The organism is Mesorhizobium sp. P2_E9 (genome assembly GCF_056403815.1).
In genome coordinates, this window is record NZ_JBFUET010000001.1 from 242403 (window position 1) to 262880 (window position 20478).

Genomic DNA, 20478 nt, shown 5'->3' on the forward strand with positions numbered 1-20478 from the left:
GCCCGCTTACGGAATTTTCAATGAATATTCAGACGAATCCAGCCCAGATCGAGAAGACCAGCGCCAGCTTCCCGGCCATCACGGAAGAGCCGATAAGGTCGACATTCCTGCCGGAGGAACGCCTCCGGCTGCTTGGCGAAAGCCTGGCAAACGGCGATCTCGCCGACCTGTTCGGCCTGACGCCGTTCGACTTCCAGGCCCGCATCCGCGACAGTGCCAAGAAGATCCTCGAAGTCTACCGTTCGACCAATGCGGCGCAGGCCAAGGGCGAAACGATCACCCCGGCCGCGCAATGGCTGCTCGACAACAACTACCTGGTCGAGGAGACCATTTTCCAGGTCAAGCGCGACCTGCCGCGCCGCTTCTATCGCCAGCTGCCGACGCTGAAACTGCCCGACGGCGGCACCGTGCCGCGTGCGCTGGCACTGGCCTGGACCTATGTCGCGCATTCGGACAGTTCCGTCTCGGCGACCATGTTCAAGTCCATCGTCCAGGGCTTTCAGTCGGTCGAGCCGCTGAAGATCGGTGAACTCTGGGCGCTGCCATCGCTGCTGCGCTTCGTGCTGATCGAGAATCTCCGCCGGCTGGCGGTGAGGGTCAATCGCACCCGCCAGATGCGCCAGATCGCCAACGATGTGGCCGACAAGGTGCTGGCGACCGACGACAGCGCCGACCGCCAGGCGATCCTGTCGAATTTCAGCGCCCATGCGCAGGACACCACCTTCGCCACCCAGCTTCTCTATCGCTTGCGCGATGGATCGCAGAATGCCGGCAAGGCCCTGGAATGGCTGGAAGGCGAGCTCGAAAAGACCGGCTCTGACGCCGAGGAGATCATCATCTCCGAGCATCACACCCTGTCCAGCGGCAATGTGACGACCGGCAACATCATTCGCGGCCTGCGCCTCATCAACGACGTCGACTGGACGGTTTGGTTCGAAGGCGTCAGCCGCATCGACACCGTGCTGCGCGAGCGCACCGATTTCGCCGCGCTCGACTTCTTCTCGCGCGACCAATACCGCACCGCGATCGAGGAACTGGCGCGCCGCTCGAACCTGTCGGAATACCGCGTCGCCGAAAAGGCCATCGAACTGGCCGGCCAAGCCGCCAGCGAACGCGCTGCCAGCGACCATGCATCGGATCGCGACGATTCCATTCCGGCTCCGTCCGCGCATACCGATGTCGGCTTCTTCCTCGTCGGCCCGCGCCGGCTGGAGCTGGAAAAGGCGATCGGCTATCGGCAGACGCTCAGCCAGGTAGCCAAGCGGACCTTCGCCAAGACCGGGTGGCTTGGCATCGTCCTGCCCGTCTTCGCGTTGACGGCCCTGCTTCTTGTCCTCACCGGCAATGCGTTGGCCAATCTCGGCCTGTCGGTGACTTCGATCGTGCTGATGCTGGCGCTGTTTGCCGTGCCGGCGAGCGAAGGCGCACTGGCTTTCTTCAACACCGTTGTCTCGCTATTCCTCAAGCCGACACGCCTGATCGGCTACGACTACCGGCACGGCGTGCCGCCCGAGGCGCGCACTTTGGTGGTTGTGCCTTCGCTGATCGGCTCGCGCGACGATGTCGAGGAAAACATCCGCAACATCGAAGTGCATTACCTCGCCAATCTGGTGGACGAGATCCATTTCGCGCTGCTGTCGGATTGGCCCGACAGCAAGATCGAGATCGATGCGGCGGACACCGAGATCCTCGAATACGCCCGCGCCGAGATCGCCCGTCTCAATGCCCGCTATCCCTCGGAAGGCGCGCCGCGTTTCTATATCCTGCACCGCCGCCGGCTCTTCAATGCCGCCCAAGGAGCCTGGATGGGCTGGGAGCGCAAGCGTGGCAAGCTGCACGAGCTTGACCTTCTGCTGCGCGGCGACAGCGACACCACTTTCCTACCGCTCGAAGTGCCGCTGCCGGAAAAAGTCGTCCATGTGATGACGCTCGACGCCGATACGCGCACCACCCGTGATGCGGTGGCGACCCTTGTCGGCAAGCTCTGCCATCCGCTCAACCGCCCGCATTTCGACACGGCCAAGCGCGTTGTCACCGCCGGCTACACGATCCTGCAGCCGCGCATCACCGCTTCGCTCACCAGCGGCGACGAAGCCTCGTTCTTCCAGCGCGTGTTCTCGGCCAATCGCGGCCTCGACCCCTATGTCTTCGCCGTTTCCGACCTCTATCAGGATGTGTTCAGCGACGGGTCCTTTACCGGCAAGGGCCTCTATCACGTCGATGCCTTCGAGGCCGCCCTGCAAGGCCGCATCGAGGAAAACACCATCCTCAGCCACGATCTGCTTGAGGGCGCGCTGGCGCGCGCGGCACTGGTCACCGACGTCGAACTGGTCGAGGATTATCCGACCCGCTACTCGGTCGACGCCTCGCGCCACCATCGCTGGGCACGCGGCGATTGGCAGTTGCTGGGCTTCATCCTCGATCCGCGCTCCGGCGTTCCGGCCCTGTCACGCTGGAAGATGGTCGACAATCTGCGCCGCTCGCTGACGCCGATCTTCTGGGTGATGGCGGCGATCGCCGGCTGGACCTTGCTGCCCTTCACGCAGGCCGCGCAATGGCAGGCCTTGCTGATCCTCAGCCTGTTCATGGCGCCGACTTTCGACGTCGTCAACGCCATCCTGCCCAAGAGCGGCGACCAGACGCCGCGCGGCCATTTCTCGGCGCTGGCGCGCGACGTCGCCTTCGGCACCGCCATGGTGGCGCTGAAGATCGTGCTGATGGCGCACAACGCCTGGATGATGGGCGATGCCATCGTGCGCACGCTCTACCGGTTGTTCGTCAGCCGCCAGAATCTGCTGGAATGGCGCACCGCTTCGCAGGCGCACAAGGCCGGCGACAATGATGTCGGCTCCTATTACGGCATGATGTACGGCGCCGTGATCATCGGCTTTGTCGGCCTCGCCATTCCGGTGCTGGCCGATTCCACCGGCGCCTTCGTCGCCTTCTTCTTCGCCCTGTTCTGGATCGGCTCGCCGGCGATCGCCAGCTGGATCAGCCGTTCGGCCGAAACCGAGGACCGGCTGCGCATATCGCAGGCCGATATCCATACGCTGCGCACCGTGGCGCGGCGCACGTGGCACTATTTCGAAAGCTTCGTCACGGCAGAGCATCACAATCTGCCGCCGGACAATTTCCAGGAAAGCCCGGCACCGGTCGTGGCTCCACGCACGTCGCCGACCAACGTCGGCGTGTATTTGCTATCGGTCGTCTCGGCGCGCGATTTCGGCTGGATCAGCCTGTCCGATGCCATCACCCGCATCGACGCCACCATGACGACCATCGAGAGCATGCCGCGCCACCGCGGCCATCTCTTCAACTGGTACGACACCACGACGCTGAAGCCACTCTATCCGCTCTACATTTCTGCCGTCGACAGCGGCAATCTCGCCGGCCACCTGGTGGCCGTGGCGGCTGCCTGTGCCGAATGGGCGGAAGCGCCTTCCGTGCACCTCCAGGGCGATTTCGAAGGCATTCTCGACACTGTGACCATCCTGAGCGAAAGCCTCGATGAGTTGCCTGACGACCGCCGTCAGCTCAGGCCGCTGCGCCAGCGTCTCGTCGACCGCCTGGACGGCATGCGGCGCGCCGTCGAAACCATCAAGGCACAGCCGGAAATGGCCTCGATCCGCACCATCAACCTGGCGGTGCTGGCGGGCGAGATCCGCAAGCTGGCCACCGCCATCCATACCGAGGCAGCGTCGGCCCCGAGCGACGTCATCGTCGACTGGGCCGCAAGGCTGGAAGCCACTTGCGAGGCGCATGTCCACGACGCCCATAGCGACGACAACGCCGTCGAGGCGCTGCGTGCCAAGCTCCTGACCTTGCGCGAGCGCACCCGTCGCTTCGCCTTCGAGATGGAGTTCTCCTTCCTGCTGCGGCCGGAGCGCAAGCTGCTGTCGATCGGTTACCGGGTCGAGGAGCATCAGCTCGACGAAAGCTGTTACGATCTGCTCGCCTCCGAGGCGCGGCTGACCAGCCTGTTCGCCATCGCCAAGGGCGACCTTCCGACCGAGCACTGGTTCCGGCTCGGCCGCCCGATTGTCGAGATCGGTTTCCAGGGCGCGCTGATGTCCTGGTCGGGCTCGATGTTCGAGTATCTGATGCCGCCACTGGTGATGAAGGAGCCGCAAGGCTCGATCCTCAATCAGACCAGCAAGCTCATCATCAAGCGCCAGATGCAGTATGGCCGTCAGAAAAACGTGCCATGGGGCATTTCGGAAGCGGCCTACAACGCTCGCGACCGGGAGCTGACCTATCAGTACACCAATTTCGGCGTGCCCGGGCTTGGGCTGAAGCGCGGTCTCGGCCAGAACACGGTGATCGCGCCTTACGCCACCATCCTGGCGGCGCAGTTCAATCCGCGCGAAGCGGTGCAGAATCTGGCCAGGCTGCGCGAGATCGGTGCGCTTGGCCCGCATGGCTATTACGACGCGGTCGATTTCACCCCGCAGCGCGTGCCTGAAGGCACCAACCACGCGGTGGTGCTGAATTACTATGCCCACCATTCGGGCATGTCGATCGCGGCGGTCGCCGACGCGATCTTCGAGGGTCGCTTGCGCGACCGTTTCCACAGCGATCCGGTCATTGAATCGGCTGAACTGTTGCTGCAGGAAAGGGCGCCGCGCGACATCCCGACCGCGACCGTCAGGACCGAAGCGGACGAGCGAGCGAAAGACGAGACCGAAACCGAGAGCCCCGACACCCGCATCGTGCTCGATCCCTTGCGGGCGCTGCGTTCGACCAATGTGATGTCGAACGGCCGCTATTCGGTGATGGTGACCGCGACCGGCTCCGGCTACAGCCGCTGGGGCGATCTGTCGGTGACCCGCTGGCAGCCCGACCCGGTCGAGGACCGCCTGGGCTCCTACATCTTCCTGCGTGACGTCAGCTCTGGCGACTGGTGGTCGGCAACGGCGGAGCCAAAGCGCGGGGCCGAGGAGAAGGTGCAGACCCTGTTCTCCGACGACAAGGCGAGCTTCGTCAAATCGGTCGGCACGTTGCGCTCCGAGGTCGAATGCATCGTCGTTTCCGAAGGCAATGGCGAAGGCCGTCGCATCACGCTCTACAATGAAAGCACATCCGACCGTCACATCGAGGTGACGTCCTTTGCCGAATTGGTGCTCGGTTCGGAGGCTTCCGACAACGCGCACCCGGCCTTCTCGAAAATGTTCGTCGAGACCGAAATCGCCGCCAACAAAGGCGCGATCTTCGCCACGCGCCGCAAGCGTGAAACCAGCGAACCTGATATCACCCTGGCGCATTTCGTCACCGATCCGTCCGGACCGGCGCGCGATGCCGAGGCCGAGACCGACAGGCGCGCCTTTATCGGCCGTGGCCGCTCCATCGTCGATGCCGCCGCCTTCGATCCGGGCGCGAGACTCGGCGGCCATTCAGGCTTCACGCTCGATCCGATAGCCTCGCTGCGCCGCCAGGTGCGTGTGCCTGCCAACAAGAAGATATCGCTGACCTTCTGGACCGTGGTCGGGTCCAACCGCACCGAGCTGGAAGACGCGATTAACCGGCTCGACCATCAGGAGAGCTTCGCCCGCCAGGCGATGCTTGCCTGGACACGCAGCCAGGTCCAGACCCGCCATATGGGTCTCAGCCTGACCGATGCCGCCAATGTGCAGAAACTGGCGCGCTATCTGATCTACCCCGACGCGTTCCTGCGCCTTCCCGCCGAATCCCTCGCCTCGGGCCTCGGCAAGCAGTCGAGCCTGTGGCCGACCAGCATTTCGGGCGATTTCCCGATTTTCCTGGTCAGGATCGGCGACGTCGCCGATCTGGAGATCGTCGCCCAGGCGCTGCGCTTCCAGGAATATATGCGCACCCGCGGCATGATGATCGACTTCGTCGTCGTCAACGAGCAGGCCTCGTCCTACGTCCAGGACCTGCAGCGTGCGGTCGAGACACTGTGTGAAAACAGCCGCCTGCGCGGCAAGGAACTCGGGCCCCGCCAGCACATTTTCGCGGTGCGCCGCGACCTGATGGAAGAGACCACCTACAAGACCCTGCTCGCCGTCGCCCGGGTGGTGCTGCACACGCGTAACGGCACCATCTTCGATCAGATCGAGCGGGCCGAGGCGGCTGCCTTGCAGGCGCGCGACGCCTTGCTGCCGACCGGTTTGCCGACTCTGCGCGAACTTTCGGCGCCAGCGGTGCATGCCTTTGCCTCGCAGGCCGTTATGGATGTCCGCGCCGATGGCACGGGCCTCAGCCAATGGAACGGCTTTGGCGGCTTCGACGGCGACGGCCGCCACTATGTGGTGCGGCTGGCTGGCCGACGCACCACACCGCAGCCGTGGATCAACGTCGTCTCCAACGCCTCGTTCGGCTTCCACACCTCGGCCGAGGGAGCCGCCTTCACCTGGAGCCGCAACAGCCGCGACTACCAGCTGACGCCATGGTCGAACGATCCGGTCTCGAACAGGCCCGGCGAGGGCATCTATATCTACGATCAGGCCAGCGGCAGGGCGTTCTCGCCGATCGCCGCAGTGGTGCGCGATCCGTCGATGGCCTACGAGGCATGGCATGGCCAGGGCTTCTCGACCTTCCGCGCCAAGCGCGGGCCGTTGTCGATGGACCTGACCCATGTCGTTGACCCCGTCGATCCGGTGAAGATTTCGCGGCTGCGCATCCAGAACTCCGGCTCGGTGCCGGCGCGGCTGCGCATCTATGCCTATGCCGAATGGGTGCTTGGCGGGCATCGGTCGCGCACCGCGGCAACCATCGTCCCGTCGCGTGACGCGGGGACCGGCGCGTTGCTGGCGCAAAACCCCTACGGGCTCGATTTCAGCGAGCGCGTCGCCTTCCTCGCCGCCGATGCCGCTGTCCATTCGGTCACGACGGATCGCTCGGAGTTCCTCGGCCGGCATGGGTCCAGCGAACTGCCGCAGGCGGTGCTGAGCGGTGCGGCGCTGTCGGGTCGTGTCGAGGCCGGAGACGATCCCTGCGCGGCGATCGCCCGCGACGTCGAGATCCCGGCCGGCGGCGACGTCACGCTGCTCTGGCTGCTCGGCGATGCCGATTCTTCTGCGCAGGCGAGCGCGCTGGTGCAGACGCATCGGGGCAAGGATTTCGACCAGCGCCTGGCCGACAACGAGCGCGAGTGGCGCGCGTTCCTCGACACCATCCAGGTCGAGACGCCGGACAAGGCGCTCGATGCCATGGTCAACCACTGGCTGCCCTATCAGAGCCTTGCTTGCCGCATCCGCGCCCGCTCGGCCTTCTATCAGGCAAGCGGTGCCTTCGGCTTCCGCGACCAGTTGCAGGACACGCTGGCGCTGCTGGCGCATGATCCGACGCTGGCGCGCGACCAGATCCTCAATGCCGCACGGCGGCAGTTCCCGGAGGGCGACGTGCAGCATTGGTGGCTGCCGCGCACCGGAGCCGGCGTGCGCACCATGATCTCCGACGACGTGGTCTGGCTGGCCCACGCCACGGCGCGCTATCTGACGGTGACCGGCGATGCCGGTATCCTGAAGGAGCAACTGCCCTTCATCGACGGGCAGGCGCTGGGTGAGGGTGAGCACGACGCCTTCTTCACTCCCGAAATCTCGAAGAAGACCGTCTCGCTCTACGATCATTGCGCGCGGGCACTCGACCTTGCCATCAAGCGCAGCAGTCCTGCTGGCCTGCCGCTCATCCTTGGCGGCGACTGGAACGACGGCATGAACCGCGTCGGCGAGCAGGGCAAGGGCGAGAGCGTGTGGCTGGGCTGGTTCCTGCTCAAGACGCTGGGCGATTTCGCGCCTGTTGCCAAGAGCGAGGGCGACAGCAAGCGCGCGCAGGCCTGGGCAAAGCATGCCGAGGCGCTGAAGCGGGCGCTCGAGAGCACGGCATGGGACGGCGAATGGTACCGGCGCGGCAGTTTCGATGACGGCACGCCTTTGGGATCGCGTACATCCGAAGAGTGCAGGATCGATTCCATCGCCCAGTCCTGGAGCGTGCTTTCGGGCGAGGGCGACCCGGCACGGTCGACGACGGCCATGCAACAGGCGACGAAGCTTCTCGTCGACGACAAGCTCAAGATCGTCAAACTGTTCACGCCGCCGTTCTCGAAGACGCAGAAGGACCCCGGCTACATCAAGAGCTATCCGCCGGGCGTGCGCGAAAATGGCGGCCAGTACACCCACGCCGCCACATGGTTCGTCATCGCACTCGCCGAAATGGGGCAGACCGACGAAGCCTATCGCTGCTTCTCGATGCTGAACCCGGTCAACCACGCATTCGACGAAGCTTCGGCCGAACACTATCGCGTCGAACCCTATGTCGTCGCGGCTGATATCTATGCCGGAGACGACAAGGGCGGGCGCGGCGGCTGGACGTGGTACACCGGCTCGGCGGGCTGGCTCTACCGGGCAGCGGTGGAGGGCATCCTCGGCATTGAACGGCGGGGTAAGCAGATCACGTTCCGGCCGAAGCTGCCCAGCCACTGGGATGGCTACCACGCCACGCTCAAGATGCTGGGCGCCGAGATCAAGGTTCAGGTCATTCGCGACAAAAAGACCAAGACGATCTCGCTTGAAGTCGATGGTTCGAAAACAAAGTCCGCTTCATTCGAACCCAAAGCCGGCACTCAGACCGAGATCGTGGTCAAGATACCGGCGTAAAATCAACAGCTTAGGTTGGTTGTTCGCGCGTCCTTCGGGACGCGCGACGCTGCGTCTCGTTACTTGCGAGCGATCCGCGGCTACGCCCGCAAGATGCCTCCCGATTAAGCCTTGCAATACGGTCGTGATTAAAAATGTGGCAGTGCTCGGCTACTGCCATGATTTTGCCGCAAGGCTGACATTTCACCTTTTATCTCAAACCGTTAGGTGATCACGGCAGATTTCGCATCGTCGTCATGTTTTGTTCGCTAAATGGGAACGTAAGCGATAGACGGGCATTGTTTTGCGACGCATCAACCGATACGTGTCAGGGAATGGTGCAGTGCACAATATGGAATTGAGCACAGTAGAGAATTGGCGGAGTAGCTGAAGTGTCACTTCTGCAGATCTATTGGAGAGCGCTGGGCTATCTGGCATCCGACAAGAAGCGCGTGGCGCTGATTTGCGGCGCCAATGTCGCGCTGGCCGCGATTGCGATCGTTGAGTCGATCCTGTTTGGTCGAGTGATCGACGCTATCTCCAGCCACGGTCCGGTTTTTTCAATGCTCGCTCTCTGGGCCGGCCTCGGCGTCTTCAGTGTCGTTGCCTTTGTGCTTGTGGCGCGCGGCGCCGATCGCTTTGCCCATGCCCGCCGCTCGGAAGTGCTCTGCGAGTCCTTTGAACGCGTGATCACCATGCCGCTCGCCTGGCATCATCAGCGCGGAACTTCCAATGCCTTGCACACGCTGTTGCGCGCGGTAGAGACGCTGTTCAGCCTATGGCTCGAATTCATGCGCCAGCATTTGTCCACGGCCGTTACGCTGGTCCTGCTGGTGCCGACGGCACTCAGCATGGATGTGCGCATGTCGATGGTGCTGCTCGCGCTTGGCGTGCTCTATGTCGGCATCGGCCGGCTGGTGATGAAGCGGACCAAGGCAGGCCAGGCAGCCGTCGAGCGCCACTACCACAAGGTGTTCGCGCATGTGACCGACTCGGTCAGTAACGTCGCCGTGCTGCAGAGCTACAATCGCCTTGGCCACGAGGCCGAGACGCTGCGCCGTTATGTCAAGAACCTGCTCGACGCGCAAAACCCCGTGCTCGACTGGTGGGCGATCGCCAATGCGCTGCAGCGCCTGTCCTCGACCATATCGATGATGGTCGTGCTGATCATCGGCGCCTATCTGGTCACCCATGGCCAGCTGCGCGTCGGCGACGTTGTTGCCTTCACCGGCTTCGCGACGCTGCTCATCTCCCGTCTCGACCAGCTGTCGGCTTTCGCCAACCAGATTTCGGAGGCCCGCGCCAAGCTCGAGGAATTCTACAAGCTCGAAGACTCGGCCGCCGATGCCGCCGAGCCGGATGGCCTGCGCGACCTCACCAACGTCACCGGCCATGTCCGCTTCGAGGATGTCGGCTTCGAATTCGCCAATTCGGGGCAGGGCGTCAGCGACGTGTCCTTCGAGGTTCAGGCCGGCCAGACCGTTGCCATCGTCGGGCCGACGGGTGCCGGCAAGACCACGCTCATCAATCTGCTGCAGCGCGTCTTCTCGCCGTCTAGCGGCCGCATCCTGATCGACGGCATCGATACTCGCACCGTGAGCCGCAAGTCGCTGCGCCATTCGATCGCCACCGTGTTCCAGGATGCCGGGCTGCTCAACCGCTCGATCGAGGACAACATCCGTGTCGGCCGTGCCGAAGCGACCAATGACGAGATCCATGCCGCTGCCACCGCGGCCGCCGCACAGGACTTCATCCTGGCCAAAAGCAATGGCTACGACACTGTGGTCGGCGAACGTGGCGGCCAGCTGTCGGGCGGCGAGCGCCAGCGCATCGCCATTGCGCGTGCCGTGCTGAAGGATGCCCCGATCCTGGTACTCGACGAGGCGACCAGCGCGCTCGACGTCGAGACCGAGGATCGCGTCAAGGAAGCGATCGACGAGCTGCGGCGCGACCGCACCACCTTCATCATCGCCCACCGCCTGACCACCGTTCGCGACGCCGATCTGGTCGTGTTCATGGACAAGGGCAGGGTGGTCGAAATGGGTGGCTTTGCCGAACTGTCGCTGCGCAATGGCCGCTTCGCCAGCTTGCTGCGCGCCGGCGGCCTGCTCAACGACGAGGAAGTCCGCCGCCTCAGCCGCTCCGTGCAGGACGCGGCCGCCTGAGCGGATGACCGTTCTTCCTTCTCCCACATGGGAGAAGGAAACACGCTTCCCAGCCTGCGACATCACCGCTCGATTGCCCCAACCGCGCCGGCGGTCTATGTAAAGTCGCATGAGCGACACGACTTCACGCCTGACCGGCTGGATGGACCTTGCCAACCCGACGCGGTTCGTCGCGCTGGCCGACAAGGTCGTGCCGTGGCTGGCGGCGATCGCCGCACTCGTCCTTGCCATCGGCCTCTATATGAGCTTCGCCGCGCCTGAGGATTTCCAGCAAGGCATCACCGTCCGCATCATGTACATCCACGTGCCTTTCGCCTGGCTCGCCATGATGTGCTACACGCTGATGGCGGCCTCGGCGCTTGGCACGCTGGTCTGGCGGCATCCGCTGGCCGATGTCGCGCTCAAATCGGCGGCTCCCATTGGTGCCGTCTTCACCGCACTGGCGCTGATCACCGGTTCGATCTGGGGCAAGCCGATGTGGGGCACCTGGTGGGTGTGGGACGCGCGCCTGACCTCGGTCTTCGTGCTGTTCCTGATGTATCTCGGCATCATCGCGCTGACCCGTGCGCTCGACGACGCCAGCCGCGCCGCCTGGGCCGCCGCCATCATCACGCTGGTCGGCTTCATCAACATCCCGATCATCAAATTCTCGGTCGACTGGTGGAACACGCTGCACCAGCCGGCTTCGGTGTTCCGGCTCGGTGGCCCGACCATCGACCCCAGCCTGCTTTGGCCGCTGCTGGTCATGGCTGTCGGCTTCACCGTGCTGTTCTTCGCCCTGCATCTGATGGCGATGCGCACCGAAATCCGCCGTCGCCGGGTGATCGCCATGCGGCGGGTGGCGGCGCGGCAAGCCGAGCGGCAACCGGCCTGAGGTCAGGCCATCAGGCCCCGCGCTGCCACCGGCAGCGTTTCCAGCACGTTCTCGCCGTCGATCAGATTGACCTCGTTGAACAAATTGGTGACGACGCAGCAATGGTCGGGCACAACCCGCACGCGCTCGCCGATGCGCAGCTTCGCGTCGCCGGAAAGCGTGACAGTGCCATGTTCTTCGCTCAGCCCGGTGACCCTTGCGTCGGGAGCGCCGAGCAACTCGCCAAAATCCTTTAGTCCCAGTGTATCACTGGAAAGCGCCTTGCTGCCGCTGTCCAAAATGGCGCGTGTTGGCGTCGGGTGGCTGACCACCGTCGACAGCACTGTCAGCGCGCAATCGTCCAAGGTGCCGACGCCTTTGGCGACCTGATAGCGGTCGAGATAGATGTAGGTGCCGGGACGATATTCGGTGACGACGGAGGCATCGGCGGAGCGCCACATGTCCGGTGTGCCGCCGCTGGAGACACGCTCGCAGGCGAGACCCGAAGCGGTCAGCGCCTGCTTGGCGTTGGCGAGCCAGGCCTCGGCCTCCGCCGCGCGGCCGGCGGCCGGATAGGTCATCAGCCCGCCGAAGGTCAGGCCACTGGCCTTGTCGATCAGCCTTGCCAGCGCAACCGCTTCATCGGCCGTTTGCACGCCGCAGCGGCCCATGCCGGTGTCGCATTCGACCAGCACCGGCAGTGGGTGGCCGGTATCGGTGAAAACCGCCGCGAGCCCTTCCAGCGTATCCATGCTGTCCGCCGTCACCGACAGCGTGACGCGACCGTGCAGCGCCTTCAGCCGTTGCAGCTTGGCGCGGCCGAGGATGTTGTAGGGCAGAAAGATGTCGGACAACCCGGCATCGGCCATCACCTCGGCCTCCCCGATCTTCTGGCAAGTGATGCCGACGGCACCCGCCGCCACCTGCTTCTTCGCCCAATAGGGCAGCTTGTGCGTCTTGATATGCGGCCTGAGCTTCAGCCCGTTTCTGTCGGCATGGGCCTGTGCGCGGGCAATGTTGGCTTCGGCGCGCGCGGCGTCGATCAGGATCGACGGCGTATCGAGGTCGTGGATCGTCGGCATCGGCTGTCCCTGCGAGAATTTCGCAGGGTTTATGAGCCTGAAAGCCGGCGATGTCACGCAGCCAGCGGACCGGATCGGTGGGCCATCCGAGCGTAGCAAAGGGCACGGCAGGCAGCGACATGGATCGACACCGCAGCGGCGTTCGGCTATGCGATCTGTCGGAAAATTCGACATGAAGGGTCACGATCATGAAACGCTCCGCCATCAACGACATCATCCGCGAAGCCGACGCTTTCATCCGCTCGTTCGGCTACATCATGCCGCCCTTCGCCTACTGGTCGCCCGAGGAAATGAAGGCGCGTCAGGTCGATTCTTCGGCGATCTTCACCTCGCGGCTCGGCTGGGACATCACGGACTACGGCCAGGAGAAGTTCAAGGATCTCGGCCTCTTCCTGTTCACCGTGCGCAACGGCCGCTACGAGGACATGAAGAAGGGCATGGGCATGCTCTATGCCGAGAAGATCATGATCTCACGCAAGGACCAGCTGTCGCCGATGCATCGCCATAACATCAAGGCCGAGGACATCATCAACCGCGGCGGCGGCAAGCTGGTGCTGGAACTGTTCATGCACGACCGCGACGGCGGCATCGACCCCAAGGCCGAGGTGTCGGTGCCGGTCGACGGAACCATCCACAGGCTGCCGGCGGGTGGCCTGCTGAAGCTGGACCCGGGCCAGAGCGTCACGCTGCTGCCAGGCGTCTGGCATGCCTTCTGGGCCGAGGGCAAGGATGTGCTGATCGGCGAAGTGTCGACCGTCAATGACGATCTCACCGACAATGTCTTCCGCGAGACGATCGGCCGTTTCTCCAACATCGACGAGGATGTCGCCCCGGTGCACCTTTTGGTGGCCGACTATGAGAAGTGGCTGGGGTAGGGCAGGTCGGATTCGGCTTGGCGACGCCCTACCGAGCATACTTATCCGCCTTGCGATTCCCCAGCAGCAGTTTGCGCTCGAGATGCGCGCGAAGCTCGCCGTAATAGGCGGTGAGGAAAGCTTTTGAATCGATCGGCTCGACCTTCGCACCGATCTTGCGACTGATCGTTTCCGCCACCGCTTTCATCGCGAAATAGTCGTCGCGGCGCAGCACTTCTTCCAGCTTGTGCAACTCGGCGATGCCATAGGCGTCGAGCTGCGCCGGGCTGAAATGGAAGCGTTTGGCGATCGGGTCTCGTCGCTGCGAAAGATCCTCCACCAGCTTGAATTTCGGCGTCTCCACCACCCAGGTTCCGGCAAGCAGGTCGCCAATGCGCAGCCGGTCGCGGTTGAACAATAGAAACAGCGAAAACAGCAGTGCCCACACCAGGCCGAAGATCGTCGACAGCGTGTCGGCGACGCCGGCGCCGCCGCGCCCGGCGATGATCGACAGCGGCAGGAAAACCTCGATCTCACGCATCAGGTTGCGCGCGATGACCTGATCGATGGTGAGACCGGCGCCGCTGCGCGAGGCGACCCGCACGCCGACGATCCGCTTGCCGGGCGTCGCGGCCCGCCGCCCTGCCTCGAAGGCGATGAAATAGACGTTGCGCAGCAGGAAGATGAAGATCATCCAGACGATGAAGAGCGGCTCCGCCTCCTTCACGCCAAGGCCGCCGAGGCCAAAGATGACGACGAGGGTGACCGCAATAGCGGCAGCGACAATGATCACCACATCGAGCAGGAAGGCCGCGGCCCGCGTACCGGCGTCCGCCAGCTTGACCTTGAGGTCGACACCTTCCGGCGTGATCAGCGGCCTTATCAGGGCGGCAGGGTTCCTAGCCGTTGCCATGCCGCACCAACCGGAACAGGTAGAAATAGGCGATCCATAGCGCCAGCATGCCACCGCCAATGGCATAGCGCACCGCATCGCTGGTGATCGTCTGCCGGCCGATGCCTTCGAGCAGACCTGCAAACAGAAGCATCACCATGACGCCGACCATGGCGGTCGCCGCCACCCGCCCGGCCTGGGCTGCAGCGGCCATTCGGGTCAGTTCGCCCGGGAAGGCTATGCGCGTGCCGATCCGCATGCCTGCCGCACCAGCCAGTGCGATGGCGAACAATTCCGTCGTGCCGTGGATCGACAGCCAGCCGCCAAGCTCGAAGCCCAACCCCTTGGCCGCGTAGACCTGGAACAGCGCGCCCAGCATGCATCCGTTCATCAGAATGATCAGCACACTGGGCACCGCGAAGGCGAAGCCGAGAGCAAAGGCCAGGATCGCAACCTGCGTGTTGTGGGTGAACAGATAGGCGGCAAAGCCGGACAGGAAATGGTCGCCGCCGCTGTCATAAAGCACGCTGCGCAGCGTCTCGGCCGACGAGTCCGGATTGCGCTCACCGGCGAGGCTGGGCGCAATGATGGCGTCGTACCAGCGGCTGTCGGAGGCCACTAGCCAGTAGGCGGCAATCGCGCCGATCACCGTCAGCCCGACCGACACCCAGGTCTCGCGCCACAGATCGCGGATCGCCGCCGGCCAGTCGCGCAGGAAGAAATCGCCGACGCGCTGCCTCAGGCTGCGCCGTGCGCCGTAGAGATAGAAATAGCCGCGCAGGCTGAGCGCCTCCAGATAGCCGATCAGCGCGCTGTCGAGCGACGTCGCGCGTGCCACCGAGAGCGAGGACAGCGCCGAACGGTAGAGCAGTGGCAGCGACAGCAGCTCGTCTTCCGAAAGCGTACGCGGCGCGCGCTTTTCGACCCGCGAAAGCAGCGCCTCGAACGCCTTCCAGTCGGCCTCGCGCTCCTGGCGGAAGCTTGCCAGCGACTGGCGTACGGCATCGGTGCCGGCGGGCAGCGTCATAGGAGGTTCTCCTCCTTGAGCTGGATATAACGCTCGACCAGCGCCGGGCCGAGCCGCTGATGGTCGGCCTCGATCACATGCGCGCCGAGCAGCCGCAGCCGGCCGATCACCACTTGCCTTTCCCTCAGCAGGCCGCCGGCGGTGACTGCGCGAGCCACATCCTCGGGTTTCGTGGGTTGCATGTCGGCCAGCGTCTCCAGTTCGACATCCTTCATCAGCATGAACAGCACCAGATGCCGCTCGGTCAGCCGGCCGACGGTGCGCAGCATCAGCTCGGCGCTGATCGGGTCGACGAAATCGGTGAAGATGATGACCAGCGAGCGACGGTCAAGCTTGGCCGCCAATGTTGTCAATGCCAGGGTGAAATTGGTCTCCTCGCTCGAATAGTCGATCTCGGCCGCGCGCTTCTGGATCATCATGAAACTCGGCGAGCCGCGTACCGCGCCGCTCGAGACACGCGGCTTGGCGTCGAAGGAGAACAGGCTGACAAGGTCGCCGCCCTTGAGCGCGATGAAGGCCGACAGAAGTGCTGCCGTCACCGCCCGATCAACCTTCGGCACGCCGTCGACCGGCTCGCACATCAGCCGTCCGCAGTCGATCGCCAGCACAATGGTGTTGTTCTCCTCGACGCGGAATTCGCGTGCCAAAAGCTTGCCGTGGCGCGCGCTGCGCTTCCAGTCGATCATCCGCCGGCCCATGCCTGGCTGATAGTCCTTCAGCGACTCGAACTCGCGGCCCTGGCCGGCCCGCCTTTGTGCATGGCCGTCGGCGAGCGCCGAGCGCTGCAGCAACGTGATCGCCTCATCGCGCGCGCTTCTGACATCGGGCAACACCGCCACCTTGCGGTCCATCGGCAGGACGACCTGGTTCCAGGTCAGTCCGAACGGGCCGTTCCAGCGCAGCCACAGCCGGTCGAAACTGGCGATGCCGCGCCTCAGCGCGTCGAATTCGAGGTCGAGCGTGCCGCCATTGGCCGGTAGCGCGCCCCCGGTGCCGGCGACCGGCGCCAGCCGCTGATCGTGGCCGACGCGCGCCTGCAGCCTGCGCGCCCGTCCGCCGAGGCTGGCCGCGACTTGGAGGGTGAAACGCCCGCCGACGCCGACTTGCGGCGGCGCCGAAAGACTGGCGGTGAGTGAGGCGCGCCCGCGCCCGGCCGCCGCATCGACCGCCAGGAAGGCGAGCAGAATGCAGATCCACAACAGACCGAGATACCAGAGGGAAGGCAGCGCAAGCGCGATCAGGAAGGCGGGGATGGCACCCGCCGCCGCTGCCCAGACCGCTCTGCCGCTTGGGTAGATCAACGGGGCGCTGCCGTCTGGTCGACAAGGTCCGAAACGATCTGCTCGACCAGCCGCCCGTCGATCTGCGCCGCCGGCGACAGGATGACGCGATGGCGCAGCGCCGGCACGGCCAGCGCCTTGACGTCGTCGGGAATGACATAGGCGCGGCCGTCGAGCGCTGCCCTGGCGCGGGCAGCCCTGGCCAGCATGGCGCCAGCGCGAGGACTGGCGCCAACCTCCAGATCCGGGCTTTCGCGCGTGCCGCGCACAAGGGCCGCGATGTAGCCGACGATATCGTCGACCAGCGTGACATCGCCGACGGTGGCAAGTGCTGCCTCCAGCGTCTTGCGGTCGGTCTGCGCCTTGATGCCGTATTGCTGGATGTCGTGCGAGGCGGAGCCGCCGCCGTGATGCACGATGATGGCACGTTCCTCCTGTGCATCGGGATAGCTTACCCGGTGCTTGAACAGGAAGCGGTCGAGCTGGGCTTCGGGCAGGGGATAGACGCCCTGATGCTCGATCGGGTTCTGCGTCGCCACCACCATGAAGTTCTGGCTGAGCGCATGCGTGGTGCCGTCGAAGGTGACGGCATGTTCCTGCATGGCTTCCAGCAATGCCGCCTGCGTCTTCGGCGGCGTGCGGTTGATCTCGTCGGCAAGCAGGAGGTCACAGAAGATCGGCCCGCGCGTCAGTGTGAACTGCCCGCTCTGGAAATTGTAGATGTTGGAGCCGACGATATCGCCGGGCATCAGGTCGGGCGTGAACTGGATGCGGCCATAGGCGACGCCGAGCGCCTGCGCGAAGCAGCGCGCGGTCATCGTCTTTGCCGTGCCAGGCGGGCCTTCCAGCAATATATGTCCGCCGGCGAACAATGCCGTCAGCATCAGATCGACCGTGTCGCGTTGTCCGGTGATCGCTTTCGCCACTTCTTCCCTGATCGCATTCGCCAGGGCCTTCACATCATCGACGTTCACCGAGCCTCCTTGTCGTCCAGTCATGCAGCTCCTGCGCTGCTTCATGCATTTGAGCCAGAGTCCCTGCTTCGTTCGCGGCCTTGAAGCGACGGCTGAAGCCCTGGGTTTCGCCGTGGTCGCGAGAATCGAGCCAACGGTCGAGTGCTTCGCCTGGCAAGCCTTGCGGCGCGCCGAGCAATGCACCGGCACGCGCACGCATCAGCGCCGCATAGCGGTCGCCGAGCTCCTCGATCCGCCCGGCGCGCTTCAAAAGCATCGCCGTGGTGTCGACCAGCGCCTGTTTGCCGAAGGCAATCGCCCGGGCCTCGGTGCGCGGCGGCCCGAACCGGCCGAGCCCGTGCAAGAAGGCAAGTGCAGCGGCCACCAGCACCGACAGCGTCAGCGCCAGGAAGGGCGGCTCGACCAGAAGCCTGGCAAGATCGTATTTTTGCCCGATACCATGCAGCGTCAGATCGAACATCACCGCGCCCTTGCCGGGCTCCAGCATGGCGATCATGTCGAGTGCCGCCGCCGCCTTTTGCGGATCCTTCAGCGCCGCGTTGTTGATCAGATCGGGATCCGTCAGGATGTAGAACGGCTCTTTCTCGAGCCCGATGACAACGGCCCGGCCCTTACCCGCCGCGATCAAGGGGTGATCGTCCGCCACCCATTGAAGCTCCTCCGGCGCGGCGACCATGCGGCCTGCTACGTCGATCTGCCCGACCGAGCTCTTGTCTTCGCCGAGCTTGGCCTTGGCGATGCGGCCCAACCAGTCGTTGGTGACTGTGCTGGGCAACCGTTCGATCTTCATCTCCCAGCCTTCGTGGTCCGATAGCGGAATGGTGAACCATTTGGGCAGCACGAACAGCGTGGCCTTGCCCGAGCGAAGCTTGATGATCCTTGCCAGCGCAGCCGGATCGCTGTTGGGCGCGATCGTGACGATCAGGAGGAATTCGGACGCCAGGCCCGAACTGAGAGCCTGCTCGCTGCGCGCCATCGGTGGCGACTGTCCATTGGCAAGTTTCATCCATTCCACAAGGCCCGCATAGCCGGAACCGCCCTTGGAGAGCGGCGTCGCCCCACCTTCCGGCTGGCGAAAATCGGGCGCATAGGTCGACAACAGGAAAAATCCCGCCGCCGCGAGCAGGCTGGCAAAAATGCCCCAGAACAGGGTTTTTCGGCTGAACGGTTCCTGTACCGCCTCGACGGCCGGCGTGCTCATGTCCAGGCATCCCTGAAGGCGAAGCGCTCATAGGCGCCGCGCGCCTGCTGCCAGCCCTCGGCCCCGACCGGCCGGCGGGCAAACAGGGCGGCCTCGACGATGCGCGCGATCTCGCTGAAGGCGTGGCGGGCCCGCGACGGCAGCGATGGGGCAGTGGCAATGTCGCGCGACGTCAGCGAGGGGCGCAGGAAGTCGGGCAACCGCCCCGCAATGTCGGCGACGCTGCGCCGAAGCAGGAGATGCACCGCCTCGTCATAGTCGCCGCGCGCGGCGAGCGCGTCGGCCTCGGACAGCAGGATCTGTGCCGTCGCTGCGTCCGGGCGCCATGCCTCTTCCGCCTCTGCCTGTTTGCGAGCGCGCCGCCACGGCAGCCGCCATGCCACCCCCTTCGCTTCGAGGGCGACGAGAAGCGCGATGACCGCGACGCCGATGATCACCGCGCCCCAGAACAGGTAGATCATGTAGGGGCCAATTTTCGCCAATGCGTCCAGAAAAGGCCTCAGCCATACCGGAGGTGTGGGCTGCACCAGCGTCGGCAGGTCAAATTGGATCGAATCGTCCGCAAGCAGCTGCTTGTGCACCTTGGCCAGCCATTCGGCGTCTACCGGCTGTGCAACTGTCACCCGCTCGCTCCCCTGCAACCTGCGGTTCGGCCTCGACACTGGCAATACGCCTGCACAATTGCAAGTCCACTGGACGAAGCCTTCTAATCTTGGCAGATTTACTTTCGATGGCGGCCGTTTGGATGCGGCGGTGACCGGGGAAAACATCATGACCACTGCGACACTGGGACAACCCAGCCGGTTCGAGATCGGCAGGGTGTTCAACAACACCTTTGCCGTCATCGGCCGCAACATCGGGCTTTGCCTTGGCCTTGCCGCGCTGTTCGCGGGCGTGCCGACGCTGCTTGTCCGATTGTGGACCCAGCCGCAGATCGACGTGATGCTGCATGGCAATCCCGGTGCGATGGCGGATCCCCATGCGATGTTTCGCAATTCCTACCTCAGCCTTATCGCCGGGCTGGTTTCCTTCGTTCTCACGCTGCTGCTTCAGTCATCGCTGGTGCGGGCGACCATCGAGGACCTGAACGGCAGGCGGCCGTCCTTTGGCGATTGCCTTCAGATTGCGATCCGTTTCCTGCTGCCGACTCTGGCGATTGGCCTCCTCGTCGCCCTTGGCTCCGCCCTCGCCATGCTGGCCCTGATCGTGCCCGGCATCATCCTGTGGCTCGGATGGTCGATGTCGGTGCCGGTCCTGATCCAGGAGCGGCTGGGCGTGTTCGGTTCGATGTCGCGCAGCCGTGCCCTGACAAAGGGCAATCGCTGGTCGCTGTTTGGCCTGTTCCTCATCCTGAGCATCGTCGCGATGGTCATCCAGTGGGGGATATTGCTGGTTTTCGTCCTGTTTGGCGGGATCCTGGCCCAGCTGGGCGCCGCGCTGGTGCAGACCGTGGTCTCCATGGTGCTGTCGATCGCCGCCGCGGTCAGCTATGTCGAGTTGCGCCAGGTCAAGGAAGGCGCCAGCGTCGACGAACTGGCGAAGATATTCTCGTAGGCGCG

General features: G+C 64.5%; 12 protein-coding genes. 5 read left to right on the forward strand and 7 right to left on the reverse strand.

Going from position 1 to position 20478, the window contains the following annotated elements:
- Positions 1-20 precede the first annotated feature (20 nt).
- From AC1D05_RS01275 to AC1D05_RS01285, 3 genes are all read left to right on the forward strand, one after another.
- Positions 21-8612, forward strand: coding sequence for a glycoside hydrolase family 94 protein (locus tag AC1D05_RS01275; RefSeq protein ID WP_477437487.1), 8592 nt, complete (start codon positions 21-23; stop codon positions 8610-8612).
- Positions 8613-8983: 371 nt separating this feature from the next.
- Positions 8984-10756, forward strand: coding sequence for a glucan ABC transporter ATP-binding protein/ permease (locus AC1D05_RS01280; RefSeq protein WP_477437489.1), 1773 nt, complete (start codon positions 8984-8986; stop codon positions 10754-10756).
- Positions 10757-10865: 109 nt separating this feature from the next.
- Entirely contained in the window at positions 10866-11630 is a 765-nt protein-coding gene (locus tag AC1D05_RS01285) for a heme ABC transporter permease (protein WP_477437490.1), read from the forward strand.
- Positions 11631-11632: 2 nt separating this feature from the next.
- Here AC1D05_RS01285 and AC1D05_RS01290 read toward each other — a convergent pair whose 3' ends face one another.
- Positions 11633-12691, reverse strand: a complete 1059-nt coding sequence (locus AC1D05_RS01290) for a D-TA family PLP-dependent enzyme (protein WP_477437492.1) — start codon at positions 12689-12691, stop codon at positions 11633-11635.
- A gap of 188 nt (positions 12692-12879) precedes the next feature.
- Between AC1D05_RS01290 and AC1D05_RS01295 the strand changes: the two genes are divergently transcribed.
- Positions 12880-13566, forward strand: a complete 687-nt coding sequence (locus tag AC1D05_RS01295) for a D-lyxose/D-mannose family sugar isomerase (RefSeq protein WP_475451311.1) — start codon at positions 12880-12882, stop codon at positions 13564-13566.
- 28 nt (positions 13567-13594) lie between these two features.
- Here the strand turns inward: AC1D05_RS01295 and AC1D05_RS01300 are convergent, their stop codons facing one another.
- From AC1D05_RS01300 to AC1D05_RS01325, 6 genes are read right to left on the reverse strand one after another with little or no spacing between them, the layout of a single operon-like run.
- Positions 13595-14458 carry an RDD family protein gene (locus AC1D05_RS01300; protein ID WP_477437494.1) on the reverse strand — a complete coding sequence of 288 codons (864 nt, stop codon included), beginning with the start codon at positions 14456-14458 and terminating at the stop codon, positions 13595-13597.
- Positions 14445-15464, reverse strand: coding sequence for a stage II sporulation protein M (locus AC1D05_RS01305; RefSeq protein WP_477437496.1), 1020 nt, complete (start codon positions 15462-15464; stop codon positions 14445-14447). Before AC1D05_RS01305 ends, AC1D05_RS01300 begins: the two co-directional genes overlap by 14 nt.
- Positions 15461-16765: a DUF58 domain-containing protein gene (locus tag AC1D05_RS01310; protein ID WP_477437498.1), complete on the reverse strand. Its 1305-nt coding sequence runs from the start codon at positions 16763-16765 to the stop codon at positions 15461-15463. Before AC1D05_RS01310 ends, AC1D05_RS01305 begins: the two co-directional genes overlap by 4 nt.
- On the reverse strand, positions 16762-17718 hold the full coding sequence (locus tag AC1D05_RS01315) for an AAA family ATPase (RefSeq protein WP_477437500.1): 957 nt from the start codon (positions 17716-17718) through the stop codon (positions 16762-16764). Before AC1D05_RS01315 ends, AC1D05_RS01310 begins: the two co-directional genes overlap by 4 nt.
- Positions 17705-18919 (reverse strand): DUF4350 domain-containing protein, encoded by a 1215-nt coding sequence (locus tag AC1D05_RS01320; RefSeq protein WP_477437502.1) that lies wholly within the window; start codon positions 18917-18919, stop codon positions 17705-17707. The genes AC1D05_RS01315 and AC1D05_RS01320 overlap by 14 nt, the downstream gene beginning before the upstream one ends.
- The gene (locus tag AC1D05_RS01325; RefSeq protein WP_477437504.1) at positions 18916-19542 is read right to left on the reverse strand and encodes a DUF4129 domain-containing protein; all 627 of its coding nucleotides are present in this window, start codon (positions 19540-19542) and stop codon (positions 18916-18918) included. Before AC1D05_RS01325 ends, AC1D05_RS01320 begins: the two co-directional genes overlap by 4 nt.
- Before the next feature lie 148 nt (positions 19543-19690).
- On the opposite strand from AC1D05_RS01325, the gene AC1D05_RS01330 reads away from it, so the two are divergent.
- Complete coding sequence (locus tag AC1D05_RS01330; protein WP_477437506.1) at positions 19691-20473, forward strand: hypothetical protein; 783 nt, start codon at positions 19691-19693, stop codon at positions 20471-20473.
- Positions 20474-20478: the final 5 nt, after the last annotated feature.

Coding starts and splice junctions, on each gene's coding strand:
- AC1D05_RS01275 (WP_477437487.1), top strand. CDS start 21: ATGAATATTCAGACGAATCCAGCCCAGATCGAGAAGACCAGCGCCAGC.
- AC1D05_RS01285 (WP_477437490.1), top strand. CDS start 10,866: ATGAGCGACACGACTTCACGCCTGACCGGCTGGATGGACCTTGCCAAC.
- AC1D05_RS01290 (WP_477437492.1), bottom strand. CDS start 12,691: ATGCCGACGATCCACGACCTCGATACGCCGTCGATCCTGATCGACGCC.
- AC1D05_RS01295 (WP_475451311.1), top strand. CDS start 12,880: ATGAAACGCTCCGCCATCAACGACATCATCCGCGAAGCCGACGCTTTC.
- AC1D05_RS01300 (WP_477437494.1), bottom strand. CDS start 14,458: ATGGCAACGGCTAGGAACCCTGCCGCCCTGATAAGGCCGCTGATCACG.
- AC1D05_RS01305 (WP_477437496.1), bottom strand. CDS start 15,464: ATGACGCTGCCCGCCGGCACCGATGCCGTACGCCAGTCGCTGGCAAGC.
- AC1D05_RS01320 (WP_477437502.1), bottom strand. CDS start 18,919: ATGAGCACGCCGGCCGTCGAGGCGGTACAGGAACCGTTCAGCCGAAAA.
- AC1D05_RS01330 (WP_477437506.1), top strand. CDS start 19,691: ATGACCACTGCGACACTGGGACAACCCAGCCGGTTCGAGATCGGCAGG.